At 55.7% G+C, this 15,627-nt stretch carries 12 protein-coding genes; 3 read left to right on the top strand and 9 right to left on the bottom strand.

The genetic code is table 11. From position 1 onward, the window contains the following. The 5 genes from FD744_RS25555 to FD744_RS06780 all read right to left on the bottom strand — a co-directional run. Positions 1-120 (bottom strand): hypothetical protein (locus tag FD744_RS25555; protein ID WP_237449367.1); only part of this gene is annotated, 120 nt, incomplete at its 3' end. Positions 121-222: 102 nt separating this feature from the next. Next, positions 223-756 carry an isopentenyl-diphosphate Delta-isomerase gene (idi, locus tag FD744_RS06765; protein ID WP_097117336.1) on the bottom strand — a complete coding sequence of 178 codons (534 nt, stop codon included), beginning with the start codon at positions 754-756 and terminating at the stop codon, positions 223-225. Between the two features lie 345 nt (positions 757-1,101). Next, positions 1,102-2,664 carry an MFS transporter gene (locus FD744_RS06770; protein WP_160867820.1) on the bottom strand — a complete coding sequence of 521 codons (1,563 nt, stop codon included), beginning with the start codon at positions 2,662-2,664 and terminating at the stop codon, positions 1,102-1,104. 104 nt (positions 2,665-2,768) lie between these two features. After that, on the bottom strand, positions 2,769-3,833 hold the full coding sequence (locus FD744_RS06775; RefSeq protein WP_160867821.1) for a Gfo/Idh/MocA family protein: 1,065 nt from the start codon (positions 3,831-3,833) through the stop codon (positions 2,769-2,771). Between the two features lie 10 nt (positions 3,834-3,843). Further along, positions 3,844-5,013 carry a Gfo/Idh/MocA family protein gene (locus FD744_RS06780; protein ID WP_160867822.1) on the bottom strand — a complete coding sequence of 390 codons (1,170 nt, stop codon included), beginning with the start codon at positions 5,011-5,013 and terminating at the stop codon, positions 3,844-3,846. A 196-nt stretch (positions 5,014-5,209) separates the two neighbouring features. On the opposite strand from FD744_RS06780, the gene FD744_RS06785 reads away from it, so the two are divergent. After that, positions 5,210-6,277, top strand: coding sequence for a LacI family DNA-binding transcriptional regulator (locus FD744_RS06785; RefSeq protein WP_034821032.1), 1,068 nt, complete (start codon positions 5,210-5,212; stop codon positions 6,275-6,277). A gap of 385 nt (positions 6,278-6,662) precedes the next feature. Here the strand turns inward: FD744_RS06785 and FD744_RS06790 are convergent, their stop codons facing one another. Next, positions 6,663-8,558: a methyl-accepting chemotaxis protein gene (locus FD744_RS06790; protein ID WP_160867823.1), complete on the bottom strand. Its 1,896-nt coding sequence runs from the start codon at positions 8,556-8,558 to the stop codon at positions 6,663-6,665. Between the two features lie 175 nt (positions 8,559-8,733). Then, the gene (locus FD744_RS06795) at positions 8,734-9,843 is read right to left on the bottom strand and encodes a suppressor of fused domain protein (protein WP_160867824.1); all 1,110 of its coding nucleotides are present in this window, start codon (positions 9,841-9,843) and stop codon (positions 8,734-8,736) included. A gap of 225 nt (positions 9,844-10,068) precedes the next feature. On the opposite strand from FD744_RS06795, the gene FD744_RS06800 reads away from it, so the two are divergent. Next, complete coding sequence (locus FD744_RS06800; RefSeq protein ID WP_045833566.1) at positions 10,069-10,362, top strand: hypothetical protein; 294 nt, start codon at positions 10,069-10,071, stop codon at positions 10,360-10,362. A 2-nt stretch (positions 10,363-10,364) separates the two neighbouring features. Here the strand turns inward: FD744_RS06800 and FD744_RS06805 are convergent, their stop codons facing one another. Then, positions 10,365-11,228 (bottom strand): oxygenase MpaB family protein, encoded by an 864-nt coding sequence (locus FD744_RS06805; protein WP_034821042.1) that lies wholly within the window; start codon positions 11,226-11,228, stop codon positions 10,365-10,367. Between the two features lie 220 nt (positions 11,229-11,448). Further along, a complete protein-coding gene (gene bglX, locus FD744_RS06810) occupies positions 11,449-13,746 on the bottom strand; it encodes a beta-glucosidase BglX (RefSeq protein WP_160867825.1) in 2,298 nt (765 codons plus the stop codon). Between the two features lie 155 nt (positions 13,747-13,901). Here bglX and dld point away from each other — a divergent pair, with 155 nt between their 5' ends. Next, a complete protein-coding gene (gene dld, locus FD744_RS06815; RefSeq protein WP_160867826.1) occupies positions 13,902-15,611 on the top strand; it encodes a D-lactate dehydrogenase in 1,710 nt (569 codons plus the stop codon). Positions 15,612-15,627 lie beyond the last annotated feature (16 nt).

Raw genomic sequence — 15,627 nt, forward strand, 5'->3', positions numbered from 1 at the left:
GCCAGCTTCCTCAAGGCAGCGGCTGATGAGCGCAGGGTCAAGAACATCCGCGAGCGTATTCAGAGGATTACGAAGAGAATCGTAACGAGAGACGATATCAAGGGCCTGACTGAGCTGCATAAAAAAAAATCCGGAAACGAAGCGTTTCCGGATTCTTACACAGCCACTGGATCGTTCAACTGATCCTTAACTGATCGGCATTACCCCGTTAAGGGGCGTTTTTTATGCGGTCAGGCGGAAATCGCCAAAGGTATGGGGAATGCGCGGGAAGGTGTGCAGGAACCAGGGCGTAAATTGTTCGGGTTGATCCAGCATCTCCTGCTGAATCTGCTCAATCGAGCGATAACACCAGGCATCCGCTTCTTCCGGATTCAGGTTGGGTTCAATATCACTGGTGGCGAAGAATACATGGCCATACTCGTGCTCGGTCAGACCGTTGCTTAATGGCAGGTTGTAGCTCAGTTCGAACACTGGCGTCAGCGCTACTTGCATCCCCATCTCTTCACGCAAGCGACGTTCAGCGGCATCCCGGGTCGATTCCTGCGGATAAGGGTGGCCGCAGCAGGTGTTGCTCCACAAGCCGCCACAATGATATTTACCGTTTGCACGACGTTGCAGCAGCAGTTCATGGCGCGAATTGAACACGTAGACCGTCACCGCACGATGCAGCAATCCTTTCTCATGTACTTCCAGCTTTTCCATCTTGCCGGTGGGACGATCGAGGTGGTCGACGAGAATAACTTCAATGGCGGGCATGACAACTCCTTCAGATAATTCTCAGCTATTGTACACAACCTCAAAGACTGAAACTGAGGAAATCGCGCACATTCCGTGCGCTTAAGTAGAGAAATTTAAGCTTAGCAGTCATCAGACAAAGCGGTAACGACTCAGGATGTAGAATTCAAATCGGCCAACCATGGGCGCTATAAAGTCTTCATCGTTATCAGCCAGGATGCGGAGGCGTGCACAGTCCCGGGCCGCCTTGAGTCTGTCGTCGCCACGCCCTGAAACGCTCAATTCCGCCTATGCGCACAGATAAGGCTGCCCTCTCTTAAAGGGCAGCCTGATTTGACTGAGTGATTACCTGACAGGCATTCGCGCTTAAAGCCGCCCCTTCAGTTTTAGCTCGGATTCGATTGTCGTATCGCGGGCAGTTGTATGCCGGCTTGCGCCCCACACTTCATCATATTCATAGCCAGTGAGATCTTTAATCACCACACGCGTTTCAGCATCGCAACCTCTTGCCGTGCCACCCAGTTTGCGGCGCGCCACCTCTTTGATTAGCAACTTATGGCTACGCTGCGTCAGTTTGAATTTAAAGGTCAGCCAGAAGCTCGCCGCCAGCAGTGCCGTGGTGACAAACACCATCAACCCGACAATCGCATGGATGGCGCTCTCCGGTTGCGCGCCGTTGCCTTTCACAAAACCACTCTCCTGCAGCACGATGCCAATCATGAAAATAGCGATGGCCACCGAGCTTTTGCGCGTCAACACCATCACCCCGGCAAAAATCCCTTCACGCCGTTTACAGGTGACCATCTCATCAATATCGGGAATGAAGCTGTAGATGTTCCACGGGATGTAAAACAGCCCGGCACGCACGATGCCCAAAAACAGAAAGACTGCACTGAACAGCAGCGTGGGCACCTGCCATTGCCACAGATACACGGCAAACAGGAACAGAAAGATAGCGACGATACTCAGGTAGGACATCCGCAGCGCGTTGGAGGGCGTCATATTAAAGCGGCCAAGCAGCATCATGAAAATGAAAGTGCCGGGAATCGACATAAACATCATGTTACTTAGCAGCAGTGAAGCCAGTGAGGCATCCTGCTTCAGGCCGTAAATCACGAAATAGGTGAACACCGCCAAAAAGGCATCCATCGCGGTGAAGGAGCAGATATAAATCAGCAGATGCTGGCGAAAGGCTTTGATTTTGAATGACGATGCCAAATCGACAAACAGATACTTTAGGTGGGCCTTCAGGCTCCCCTGGCGCGCCGAATGTTGCGCCACATCCTCTTCCGGCTGAATATCTTTGGCTTCCCAGGTGGTCAACCAGGTAATAAACACCGCCACGCAGTAAATCACCGAGAAGATGACGCCGGTCAACGTATAGGTAATGGCGTTGTCTTTGCCGGTATAGGTCATGATGATGCCCGGCACTGAGACGGCAAGGAAACTGCCAAGCGCTGAGAACATCAGGCGCACGCCCGAAAGACGCGTGCGCTCGCTAAAGCGATTGGTCATCTCCGAGGACAAGGTTTCCCACGGCACCAGCACCATTGCCGACAGCAGTTCGATGGTGAGATAAGTGCCGAGATAATACCAGTAGCTCATATCCGTCACCCACAGTGCACCATACAGCAGCATTAAGGGAGAGGAGATCAGCAGGAAGAAACGTCGGCGGCCAAATTTGCGACCCAGCCAGGTATTGCCGAAGTTGTCAGTGATGTAGCCCATGATCGGGCTCAATATCGCATCGATGACGCGGGCGATGGCAAATATCGAGCCCGCTTCAAACACCGATAATCCGCAGTAGGTGGTATAGAAAAACAGCAACCAGGTGCCAATCACCGCAAAGGCACCGCCGCCAAAGAGATCCGTCAGGCCGTAGCCGATTGCGACGCCATAACCGACGCGACGTTCTGTAGGTTTAACCATCGATCCGATTCCTGTTCTGGTAGGGTATGTAATAGCGGCAAGGTGCTATGCCCTGCCGCCGTTGTTATCAACAGAATTGGAAATCAACTGAATAAACGAATGCTTTATCCGGCGTTGGCGAGCATCTGTGCCTTCACGCATAGTTCCGCCGCTTTGAAAGCATGCGTTTGCGTCATCGCATGCTCGGTGCGATGGAGACAGTCATTGATGAGCTGTCCAAAGAACGGGAAGCCGACTTCGCCGGAAACGGCATAGCGGAACTCTCCTTCTTTGTTCACCAGATACACCACATCCTGCTCGCCACGTGTGAGATCGGTGTATTTGCGGATCTCGATATAACCGTCGGTACCGAGCAGCGTCATGCGCCCATCACCCCAGGTGGATAAGCCATCCGGCGTAAACCAGTCGCAGCGGAAGTAGCCAGTGGCGCCGTTCTCGCCCGCCAGCATCGCATCGCCAAAGTCCTCAAATTGCGGGTGCTGTGGATGGCGGAAATTCCGCACCTGGCTCGCCACCACCGTGGCGTCGCTGTTGCCGGTGTAGTAGAGGAATTGCTCGATTTGATGGCTGCCGATGTCGCACAAAATGCCGCCGAAATAGCGACGCTGATAGAACCAGTCGGGCCGTCCGGTGCCTTCACGATGTGGACCCGTGCCAAGGGTTTGTACCACCTGGCCGATAGCCCCTTTTTCCACCAATTGCCCGGCAAACACCGCGCTCTCCACGTGCAGACGTTCGCTGTAATACACCGCATATTTGCGCCCGGTTTTAGCGCACATCGCTTTGGCGTCTTCCAGCTGTTCCAGGCTGGTGAGCGGGGCTTTATCCGTGAAGTAATCCTTGCCCGCTGCCATCACTTTCAGCCCCAGCGCACAGCGTTCCGACGGAATCGCCGCGCCTGCCACCAGTTGTACCTGCGTATCGGCCAGAATGGTCTCCAGCGAGTCCGCGATCTGCACCTGCGGGAACTGCTGCACAAACTTATCGACTTTGGCGGCATCGGGATCGTATACCCACTTCAGCGTGGCTCCGGCTTCGGTCAGGCCATTGCACATGCCGTAAATGTGGCCGTGATCCAGCCCTGCCGCCGCAATGACAAATTCCCCCGGTTGCACCACCGGTTGCGGTTTGCCTTTCGGCGCGTAGTTCATGCCATCCTGTTTGTTCATGGTTGTTTCCTCACGCAAAGTTTTTGCCCAGTGGGATGTCATCGACATCGGCGAAGTTATCGACCGAAGCCTGTTTTTCGTAGAAGTGCGGCGCATGGGCGATCAGCCCGCCAGTGCGATAAAAGGCATCATCTTTGGGGATCGGTAACGAGACGGTGCTTTTAGTGATAGCCGATTTGTAGATGGCGGTAATCAGTTCCAGCGAGCGTTTGCCCTGCTCGCCGTCAATCAACGGTACACGCTGTTGCTCAATCGCCGAGAAGAAGTCATCGACCTGTCCGGAGTGCAGCGTCCAGGTAAGGGGTGCGGTGCTGGCATGCAGGCGATCCAGCTCCTGCTCCAGCGCCAGATTGTTCTCTTTTTCCGGGAAGCCATTCTCTGCCGCCTGCATGGCGACCGCTTTCCACGGTGCCGAGAGACGCGCTTTTTCTCCCTGCAGCACGATTTTCTGATCTTCACCGTGATGCACAACGGAAGCGGTCAACTGCGCCAGCGTGCCGTTGGGATAGCGGAATATCGCGGCGCTGAGATCTTCCACTTCGGCATTGTCATGTGCCACGTTGCCGATCATCGCCACCACTTCATTGGGCGCACCGAGCATCCACTGCATCGCATCGATGTGGTGTACCGCATGGTTAAGCGTGCAGCCGCCGCCCTCTTTTTCCCAGGTGCCGCGCCACCACAGGTCGTAGTACGAATGGCCACGCCACCAGAATGAATCGATCTGCGCGTGGCAAATTTTGCCCGCCAGGCCCGAATCCACCGCCGCTTTCAACTGCCAGAACGCGTCGGTGAAGCGGTTCTGCGCCACCACTGACAGAATTTTGCCACTGGCTTTTTGCGCGGCGATCATGGCATCGCACTCTTCCAGCGAGGCCGCCATGGGTTTCTCACACAACACATGCTTGCCCGCCTGCAGGGCCGCAATGGTATTTTCCGCATGCACATAAGGCGGCGTACAGACGTCAACCACGTCGATGTCCGCTCCCTCGGCCAGCATTGCGCGGTGATCCTGGTAAACCCGCACATCGTGCAGACCGTAGCGCTGCAATTTCTCCCGCGCTTTTTCGGGATACACGTCCGCTACTGCGACAATTTTGCCGCGCTCGGGAAACTGCAGAAACGCCTGGATATGTGAATTGGCAATATTGCCCATGCCCACTATCGCAATTTTTAACATCGTGATTCTCCGCTCATGACCGCTGTTGAGGTGTCTGCGAGGAACATAAAAAAGCGCTGCGGGTCGGACAATCTGTTTTTGTGAGAATGCTCGCAGAGCAAGGCATGAGTTTGTGAACCAAATGTAAAAGCGCCTTAATATCAGTCCACTGCGTCTGCAAAAATTTGCAAAAATTGATTGGGATGGGGATCACACTATGGCTGGCAAGCTCAGAATGGATGAAATTTCAGCAATCACCGGCTACTCGGTGAGTACGGTTTCACGCGTGTTGAGCGGCAAATCCTACACCAGCGAAAAAGCGCGTGAGGCGATAGTCGACTGCGCACGCAGGCTAGGTGTATTGCAGGAAATGGTGAGTGGTCGCCTGCTGATCAATGAGATTGTGGTGTTTGCCCCAGGGCGCACTTTCACGCCGCGTGGCGATCATTTTTACCATGAGGTGACGCGCGGAATCGCCGAGGCCTGCGCGTCGCATGATGTGCATATCAGCTATTGCCCACTGGAGGAACAGCGCGCCGATGTGAAGCTGTTTCTGGAGAAAGCCGGAGCAAAAAACATCAGCGCCATCATCATCATCGGCACCGACGATCAAGCGATCTTCAGCCTGGCGGCGTCACTCGGTAAGCCTTGTGTGCTGATTAATTCTCGCGATAAAGATATGCGACTGGATGCAGTGTCACCCGATCATCGGGCAATTGGCTTCAGCGCCATGCAGCATCTGTTCGAGCAAGGCCACCGGCGGGTGTTAACCGTCACCTGTCTGCGACGTGAGACGCTGTTTTTGCGTCTGGAAGGGATTAAAGACGCCTATCGCCATTTTCATATGCCGTTTAATGCGCAGCAGGATTTGATTGTCATCGAAGCCTACTCCTCGCAGGACACCGAGATCGCACTGAATCACTGGCTGGATACGCACCCACGCGATCAGTGGCCTGATGTGATTTTGCCCGGCGGTAAAGGCATTATTACCGGCGTGCAGAATGCACTGCTGTCACGCGGCTTGCGCATTCCCGAAGACATTTCGCTGATGACCACGGATCTAGCCAGCCGGCTGGAAGGATCGCCAGAGATGCCCATCACCGGCTTTGCGGTGCCCTGTCGCGAGCTGGGTTATGAAGCGATCCAACTGATCCAGAACCGCCTCAATCGTCCGCAGTCGTCGATTTACAATCTGTTGTTGCAGGGCAAACTGGTGGATCGCGGCACGGTGGCGAATGCCACTCGCCATGCCGCGCGTGAAGAGATTCGTAACGCGTTTCCATGAGATGTCCCAAAGCAGAAACGCACGCCATCAGCGCATCGTGCCTGTACATCCAAACCCAACATCAAAACCTCAACGCTGGTAATAGCCCTTTGAGTCACCAATCCTTTCAAGCCTGAAACACATAGCCTTCTCTAAAAGTCACACCAAAGCTAAAAAGCAGGCTGGTGCCGCTCAGGGGCAGGCAATCCGCAGCGCCGAACAGAGTGAGTCTGCCAGGAGAGACCGCATGGATGCGGTCGAAAGGCTGGGCTGGAACAGGGATGTTCCATCCCAGCCGGTCCGTAAGGCGGACGAATGATGTGAGGGTACCGCGTCAGCGGCGCGAAGACCGCCGGCCCCTGAGCGGCACCATCCTGCGTTATCACCTGTTGTTTATCGCCCAGCCTTACAACTTGAAGCTCTGCACCACCAGCTCCAGCTGCACGCTCTGCTCTTCCATGGCGCGCGCGGCAGCCGAAACCTGCTCAACCAGCGCGGCGTTCTGCTGGGTGCTGCCATCCAGCTGCGTAATTGCCAGGTTAACCTGCTCAATGCCCATACTCTGCTCACGACTAGCAGACATGATTTCGCTCATCAAAGTGGTCACGCTGCTCACGCCCTGCATCAGCTCATCCATGGTTTGACCGGCTTGTTCCACCAGCTGGCTGCCGGTATCGATATTGGCCACCGACTCCTCAATCAGCTTCTTGATCTCACGCGCCGAGTTAGCGGAGCGCTGCGCCAGATTACGCACTTCTGACGCCACCACAGCAAATCCACGCCCCTGCTCACCCGCTCGGGCCGCTTCCACCGCCGCGTTAAGTGCGAGGATATTGGTCTGGAAGGCGATGCTGTCAATCACGCTGATGATATCCACCACCTTACGGGATGAGTGATTAATCGCACCCATGGTGGTGACCACCTGACGCACCACGTCCGTTCCGCGCGCCGCCACCTGCGAGGCTCCGTCCGCCAGCTGATTGGCGTGGGTAGCATTGTCGGCGTTCTGACGTACCGTGCCGGTCAGCTCTTCCATTGACGCGGCGGTTTCGACAATCGAACTGGCCTGCGATTCAGTACGCGCAGACAGATCGGCATTGCCGCTGGCAATTTCACGCGAGGCAGAGGTAATCGCCAGTGCGCTGTCGCCTACCTGACGCATCAGCCCCTGCAAATACTCAATAAACTGGTTAAAGCTCTGCGCCACCGCGTTAAATTCCGGGCTGTTGCTGGCAGGCAGACGCTGAGTTAAATCCGCGCCGCCAGTCGACAGCGCTTCGATATTGCGGTTCAGCAGGCTAAGACGTTTCATCATGGCGCGCACGAAGCCGAGCAGCACCAGCAGCAGGATCACCGCCAGCGGGATCTGCACCAGGCCGAGTCGGGTCAGCATGCTGTGAGTCTGTGCATCCAACAGGCTGGATGGCACATCGCTGGCAAGATACCACGGGCTACCGGCAATCGCCTGCAGGAACAGCGTGTGCTCGCCGTCTTCACCTTTGAAGGTGGTTTGCATTGGTTGATTACCCGCCTGGCTCAGCAAACCTTTCAGCGCACCCGCCATCGGCAGCTGCGTATCCGCGAGATTTTCCAGCTTCGGTGCACCTTCCAGCAGTGCGGCGTTGCCCACCACTTTGCCATCCGCTTCAACGATCAACACACGTCCGTGAATGGCGTCGCCCATCTGTTTCGCCAGTTGGTTGAAGAAACCGAGCGTTACGTCGATGGTTGATACCCCCCACACCGTGCCATCACGATAAATCGCCATCGCACAGTTGGTACGCGGCTGCGGGCTGGCCGCATCCTGATAGGCTTTAGCCCAGGCACATTGCCCTTTGGCCGCGGCCATACCGTCTTTGTACCACGGCTGCTCCCAGTATTTGTCCGCTGCGTCGGAGTTCCAGTAAGTGTTGACCTGTAACTGGTTGCTGGCGTTACGGGCGAAGAACGAACTGTCTTTTTCCTTCGCCGGATCGCGGCGATTAGGCAGCGGCCAGATACCGCCGCCAAACACGTTGCTGTCCTGATACTGGTTCACCAGCGCAGGCAGCAAGTTGTCGATGGCCGCGCTATCCATCACGCCTGCGGCTTCGGTAATGGCACGTTGCTGCGCCTGCACGCGGTTCATCTGTTCAACAATACGTCCCGCCAGGCCATCCACCTCATAGCGCACTAATCGGCTTTCGTTTTGACTCAACTGCGGTGCCACAAACTGATTGATCACCACCACAGTAACCAGCATCAGCACCACGAAAAATGCGACCAACGTCGCGGTAAAACGAGATTGTGTAGTTTTTAACATCAGTGTGCCCTTACCCTGGTTGGCGAGTTGCCTGATCGAGGTTAACGGCGTGTTACAGAGGAACTTGAGGTGAGCAAGATCACAAAAATGCAAATAGTTGATTTAGGTGATCATTAGGAGGGTGACTAACGTTGCGCTTACTCATCAGGGTGCGGGCAACCGCCCGCAGAGAGGGCTATTGCGGCGGATCCACCACTTCCTGACGTGGCCGAAATATATGGTCATTACCTTCTGCCTGCAAACGCTGCAGCAGCTGTTGTCCACCGCGATCGTCGGCCTGAGCAAACTGACGTTCCGCTTCGGTGATCGGTGTCGCCCACAGCAGATTCGGTCGTTCGCCATCGCGTTTAGGTAAACGAAATTGTGCCGTTTCCGGTGCCAGGCCATTGGCCAGCAGGAAACTCTCGAAACCCACCGGCGCCACTTCGGAGGCCAGCGTGTGCCCTTCGCCAATCCACGTCAGACGCGCCCACGGCAGGTGCGCGAACTCGGCCAGCGCACTGGCCATCTGCACCGCGTTGGCTTCGGTCATCACTTCACCGTCCACCGCCATCGCCAGCTCAACACGGCGATACTGCGGAGCCAGCTCATCAAACAGATAATCCACCTGTGGCATAGGTCGAATCCCCATGCCGAGGGTGAGAAAAACCCACACGCCATTATGCCAGTGCTGGGAAATGGCCATCGGCGGCCAGTTACCTTGATCGATGGCGTAATACTTCACTGACTCACCAAATTGTGCCTGATAGCACTGCATCAGCTCATGCTGCACGACATCCCACAGATGGCCGTCATGCCAGTCTCGCCAGAAGTGGCGCTGCTGCTCGGCGCGCGCGTAGTAATCATTGGTGGAAGCGGATCCGAGCGGTGCGGTCAGGCGATTCTCTTTGATGCAACCAGCAGAGAAACTCACTTGCTTATCCTGATACAGACTCCAGCCGGGGATCACCGCCAACAGCTGACCGTAATACCACAGTGCGGCACCGTCATCGCTCGGCTCCCACAAAATCTGTAAACCGGCCGGATCGAGCATCGGCTCGGCTTCTAAAGTGCGGCAATACTCTGCGCTGAGCAGTGGCGCAATACCCTGCTCCATCGCTTCGCGATCTTCGCGCGCCGGTGCAGGCAATAGATTGCGCAGCCAGCAGCCACGTACCGCGTACTGGCTACGAAACAAATCGTTCGGCCAGATGTAAAAGTAGGCCGTGCGCGCATCCTGTTCGACGATGGCGGTGAGTGTGTTTTGCTGATTGGGCACCTCAGCAATCAGAGGTTGGTGTGTCATAACGCCTCGACAAAGCCTTGAGGGATCCATTTTCCCTGAGAATAGAGCAGGATCGGCACTCGCACCACGTGATACAAGGGTAAAACTCTCAAAGTGCAGACATGACAGGTGAATGGTGTTGATGAATGCCAGCACAACGCCCTGACAAACTTCAAATTAATTCGCGATTCATTTGCCGCTTCGCATGCTATTGTCTGCACATTCCTCCTTGCGGAGCTGCTCAACATGGTGCTGCAAAACCTCGATTTGAACCTGCGCGATGTCGTGATTTTCGCGATTTTAGTGTGGCTGTTTCTTCGCTATACATGGGTGATGTCAGCGCTCACGTTTATGCTCGGTGGTGCGGTGCTATTGGTGTTGTTACCCATCGACATTTACTACAGCTTGCTGCCATTAGCGCTGCTGGGAGTGGGATTAGGGATGCTGCTTCATCATTATCAGCAGCGCCAGCTCACCCTTAAACGTGAAGCCCGCACACCGCGCACCTACACCAAAAAGCAGGACGAGCTGCATTTGTAGCGTTAGCGTCCCATACGTTGCATGGCGCGGGAATAAGCCCCGCGCTGAATCGACCAGCGCAGCAAACCGGCAATCACCGCGATCTCTTTATCCACGCGCCACTGTGTCAACGGGCTAATCGGCTGCTGAATTTGCTGTTGCGCCCAGTCCGGTAACAACCCCATCCCGGCTTTTAGCATCACCCGCATCGCCGGTTTCGCCTGCCAGCTTGGGGCCGGTGCATTGATTAATAGCTGCATCACTTCCAGCGTGCGTTCATCGCAAATCAGTTCCGGGCGCATGGCCTGCAGATAAGCCTCCACCGCCTGCACCGTTTTCGGCACCTTTTCCGCGCCCAGTGCTTCGGCGATGAGCGCCGCTTCATCGTAATAGCGATCCTGCTCGGCCAGTGAGAGCTGCGGATTTTTATAGCGCAGATGCGCGGCGAGGAAGCGGCTGGTTTCGGCGACGTGTACCCAGGTGAGCAGATGCGGATCGCTGGCAGCATAGGGTTGCCCGGCGTTATCAATACCGGTGACGCGCAGATGGATGCGTTTAACGCGTTCAATCAGGATATTGGCGTCCACCGTGTTACCAAAAGTGGTGACGGCGATAAACTGGCTGGTGCGCCGCAGACGGCCCAGCATGTCCTGACGAAAGTTGGAGTGATCCCATACGCCTGCCAGCGCGGCCGGATGCAGCATTTGCAGCATCAAGGCGCTGATGCCACCACATAACATCGAAGGAAAGTCGCCGTGCACGCGCCAGATCACATGGTCAGGGCCAAACAAACCCGGATCGCCCAGCGGCTGCGAAATATCGAATTCGTTCAGTGCGAGGCCATTCAGGCGAAAGACTTGCTGCTGGATGCGGTTACGAAGATTCATGGTGTCTGGATGATGAGCTGATTGACGTAGCAGGCATAAATGCCAACCCTGTAAAAATCTGGCAAGCAAAGCATTGCAGGATCAGCACTCAGGCCAATCCTGAAAACCTGGCAAGCATGACGTTGTCAGATCGGTTTTTAGATCAACCTGACAACACCCCGCCAGCATAGCATTACAGGGACAGCATTCCTGCTGACCCTGTGCCAAATCGCACTAACGTTTACAGATAATCAAACTGCCCGTCTTGGGTGCGTACCGAATCGAGGCCAATCATCACGTTGAATTTGCCCGGCTCGGCGACATGCTGCATTTTTTGATTCCAGAATTTCAGTGCATCCACATCAATCTTAAAGCTTACGGTCTGTGACTCGCCCGCTTTCAGCATGATGCGTTTGAAGCCACGCAGCTCCTGTACTGGGCGGCTGATGCTGGCCACCGGATCGTTGAGATACATCTGTACCACCGTGGCACCATCACGTTTGCCGGTGTTGGTAACGGTGACACTCGCTTCAACGGATCCATTGCGCGGCATGGTTTTGGCGGACATTTTCACCGGCGAAACGGTGAAAGTGGTGTAGCTCAGACCGTAACCAAACGGATACAGCGGGCCATTCACCGCATCGTAGTAATGCGAGGTGTACTTGTTCGGCTTCGCGAAGTTATACGGACGCCCGGTTGGCAAGTGGTTGTAGTAGATCGGCAGCTGGCCTACAGAACGCGGGAAGGACATCGGCAGTTTGCCCGATGGGTTGTAGTCGCCAAACAGCACGTCAGCAATGGCGTTGCCGCCTTCCGTGCCGCTGAACCAGGTTTCCAGCATCGCATCAGCCATGTGATCTTCGTTGACCACTGTCAGCGGACGACCGTTCATCAACACAATCACCAGCGGCTTACCGGTGGCTTTCAGCGCCGCCAGCAGTTTTTGCTGGCTTGGCGGAATCACCAGGTCACTGCGGCTGGAGGCCTCATGCGCCATCCCCTGCGCTTCACCCACAGCGGCGACTACGACATCCGCTTTCTTCGCCTGGGCAACGGCTTCATCAATCAATTCCTGCGGCGAGCGTTTATCCACGCTAACCGCCTGTTCGTAAAGGTTGAGGAAGTCCTGAATACCTTTGTTATCGGTGATGTTGGCCCCTTTGGCATACAGCACGGTGCCTTTGCCCGCCATCGCATTGCGTACACCCTGCAGCAGCGGAATCGACTGTTTCGCCACGCCCGCGGCTGACCAGCTGCCCATAATGTCACGCTGGCTGTCAGCCAATGGCCCCACAAGCGCCACGGTGGCGTCTTTTTTCAGCGGTAAGGTTTCATGCCAGTTTTTCAGCAGCACGATGCTCTTACGCGCCACGTCACGCGCTTCGGCACGATGCAGACGGCTCTCGGCATTGGTGTCCTGCGGATCGCTGCCTTTCGGCCCTAAATGGCTATAGGGATCGTTAAACAAGCCCATATCATATTTGACGTTCAGCACGTGACGCGCGGCATCGTCGATCTCCGCCATGGTAACGGCGCCACTCTTTACCAGCCCAGGCAAGTATTTGCTGTAGTACTCATCGCTCATACTCATATCGATGCCGGACTTCAGCGCAATACGCACCGCATCCTGCGGATCGCTAGCCACGCCGTGCTTCAGCAACTCTTTGATCGCGCCATGATCGCTGATAGTGATGCCTTTGAATTTCCACTCACCGCGCAGCAGGTCTTTCAGCAACCAGCCATCCGCCGTCGCTGGCGTGCCGTTGAGGGAGTTGAGCGCTACCATCACGCCGCCACTCCCCGCATCCAGCGAAGCTTTGTACGGTGGCAGATAATCCTGGAACAGACGCTGCGGACTCATATCGACGGTGTTGTAATCACGCCCGCCTTCCACTGCGCCATAGGCAGCGAAGTGCTTCACGCTGGTCATGATCGAATAACGGTCGGCGGCGCTTTTGCCCTGCATGGATTTCACCATCGCGCTGCCCATTTGCGAGGACAGGAAAGTGTCTTCTCCGAAGCCTTCAGACACGCGTCCCCAGCGCGGCTCGCGCGTGACATCCACCATCGGCGCCCAGGTCATATTGAGACCATCGTCGGCGGCTTCATAAGCGGAGATGCGGCCGACTTCACCGATCGCATCCAGATCCCAGCTGGCCGCGAGGCCGAGCGGTATCGGGAAAATAGTACGCTGACCGTGCACTACGTCGTAAGCGAAGAACAATGGAATTTTCAGGCGGCTGAGTTGCATCACCTGATCCTGCATCGCGCGAATATCCGGACGCGTGACGGTATTGAAGATTGCGCCAACCTGACCGTGCTGGATCATGTCGCGCACTGCCTCCTTCGGCGTGTCTGGCCCCACGCTGATCAAGCGCATCTGCCCGATTTTTTCATCAAGGGTCATTTTGCCGAGCAGCTGGTTAACAAAGGCGTCACGCGCCTGTTCAGTCATCGGATGGGGGCCAAACAGGTCATCTGCGAAGGCAGGCTGCATGGCAAGGGAAACAGCGAGGCTAACAGAGCAAATCCATTTCATCAGGTCGGGTTCTCTTAAGTGACTGCGCAATATCGAAATAACCGGGCCAGTGTGCCACAAGTTCAGGATAGCAGGTAGCCACCGATGTCACACCGCGACCATGCCGTTGACGCGTGCTAAAGTAGATGCGCAACGTTAACGACAAGGACAGGTTCATGAATAACAACACCTCACACCCTACACTGCTGGCTGAACTGCGCCGCCTCGTCGGCCCTTCACACCTGTTAACTGAGGCGGAACAAACCGCACGCTATCGTAAGGGTTTCCGCTCCGGTGAAGGCGATGCGCTGGCGGTGGTGTTCCCCGGTTCCTTGCTGGAACTGTGGCGGATATTGCAGGCGCTGGTGCAGGCCGATGCGGTGATTTTGATGCAGGCCGCCAACACCGGCCTGACCGAAGGCTCCACGCCTAACGGCAATGATTACGATCGCCCGGTGGTGATCATCAGTACTTTGCGCCTCGATAAATTGCAGCTGATTGATGGCGGCAATCAGATTCTGGCCTTCCCTGGCAGCACCCTTTATCAGCTGGAAAAAGCCCTTAAGCCGCTGGGACGTGAACCACACTCGGTGATCGGTTCCTCTTGTATCGGCGCGTCGGTCATGGGCGGGATTTGTAATAACTCCGGCGGTTCACTGATCAAACGCGGCCCGGCCTACAGCGAAATGGCGCTATATGCGCAGATAGATGCCGACGGCAAACTGAAGCTGGTCAATCATCTCGGCATGGATCTCGGCCACTCGCCGGAAGAGATGCTCGGTCGACTGGATGACGATCGCTGGCAGCAGAGCGATGTGCGCTGGGATGAACGTCATGCTTCAGATCATGAATATGCAGAACGCGTGCGCGATATCCATGCGGATACACCCGCTCGCTTCAACGCCGATGAGCGCCGCCTGTTCGAGGCTTCGGGTTGCGCGGGCAAACTGGCGGTATTCGCCGTGCGTCTTGATACCTTCCCCAGCGAACCGAAGCAACAGGTGTTTTATATCGGTACTAACGATCCGGCGGTATTGGGCGATCTGCGCCGCTATATTCTGGCCGAGTTTAAAAACTTACCGGTAGCGGGCGAATACATGCACCGCGACATTTTCGATATCGCCGAAGTGTACGGCAAAGACACTTTTGTGATGATCGATAAGCTCGGCACCGACAAAATGCCACTGTTCTTCACGCTGAAAGGTCGGGTGGATGCCTGGCTGGATAAGCTGAGTTTTGTTAAACCGCACTTCACCGATCGCGTATTGCAGCGCATCAGCGGTTGGTTACCTGCCCATCTGCCGAAACGTATGAAGCAGTATCGCGATAAGTTTGAGCATCACCTAATGCTGAAAATGTCCGGTGAAGGCGTAGCGGAAGCGCAGGAGTATTTGCACGAATACTTCCGCGAAGGCGGTGGCGAGTTCTTTGCCTGTGACGGCAAGGAAGGCGCACATGCTTTCCTGCATCGCTTCGCCGCTGCCGGTGCCGCAGTGCGCTACCACGCGGTGCATGCGGATGAAGTGGAAGATATTCTGGCGCTGGATATCGCGCTGCGTCGTAACGATCAGGATTGGTTTGAGCGCTTACCGGCGGAGTTTGATAACGATCTTAGTCATCGCCTTTATTACGGCCACTTCTTCTGTCATGTCTTCCACCAGGATTACATTGTGAAGAAAGGCGTGGATGCGCATGCGTTGAAGGAGAAGATGCTGGCGATCCTCAGCGAACGCGGTGCCGAATATCCGGCTGAGCACAACGTCGGGCATCTGTATCAGGCAAAACCGCAGTTGCAGGCGTTTTATCGTCAGCTGGATCCGACCAATACTTTTAATCCGGGGATCGGCAAAACCAGCAAACAGAAAGGTTGGGCGGTTAAGGCTTGATAAATTAATGGGCGGC

The organism is Pantoea sp. Taur, assembly GCF_009830025.1.
In the GTDB taxonomy this organism is placed as follows: domain Bacteria; phylum Pseudomonadota; class Gammaproteobacteria; order Enterobacterales; family Enterobacteriaceae; genus Pantoea; species Pantoea communis.

What these genes read in the sequence shown, in the direction of transcription:
- FD744_RS06775 (WP_160867821.1), bottom strand. Translation starts at nt 3,833, where the DNA reads ATGAACAAACAGGATGGCATGAACTACGCGCCGAAAGGCAAACCGCAA.
- dld (WP_160867826.1), top strand. Translation starts at nt 13,902, where the DNA reads ATGAATAACAACACCTCACACCCTACACTGCTGGCTGAACTGCGCCGC.
- FD744_RS06805 (WP_034821042.1), bottom strand. Translation starts at nt 11,228, where the DNA reads ATGAATCTTCGTAACCGCATCCAGCAGCAAGTCTTTCGCCTGAATGGC.
- FD744_RS06800 (WP_045833566.1), top strand. Translation starts at nt 10,069, where the DNA reads ATGGTGCTGCAAAACCTCGATTTGAACCTGCGCGATGTCGTGATTTTC.
- FD744_RS06790 (WP_160867823.1), bottom strand. Translation starts at nt 8,558, where the DNA reads ATGTTAAAAACTACACAATCTCGTTTTACCGCGACGTTGGTCGCATTT.
- FD744_RS06770 (WP_160867820.1), bottom strand. Translation starts at nt 2,664, where the DNA reads ATGGTTAAACCTACAGAACGTCGCGTCGGTTATGGCGTCGCAATCGGC.
- FD744_RS06780 (WP_160867822.1), bottom strand. Translation starts at nt 5,013, where the DNA reads ATGTTAAAAATTGCGATAGTGGGCATGGGCAATATTGCCAATTCACAT.
- bglX (WP_160867825.1), bottom strand. Translation starts at nt 13,746, where the DNA reads ATGAAATGGATTTGCTCTGTTAGCCTCGCTGTTTCCCTTGCCATGCAG.
- FD744_RS06795 (WP_160867824.1), bottom strand. Translation starts at nt 9,843, where the DNA reads ATGACACACCAACCTCTGATTGCTGAGGTGCCCAATCAGCAAAACACA.
- FD744_RS06785 (WP_034821032.1), top strand. Translation starts at nt 5,210, where the DNA reads ATGGCTGGCAAGCTCAGAATGGATGAAATTTCAGCAATCACCGGCTAC.
- idi (WP_097117336.1), bottom strand. Translation starts at nt 756, where the DNA reads ATGCCCGCCATTGAAGTTATTCTCGTCGACCACCTCGATCGTCCCACC.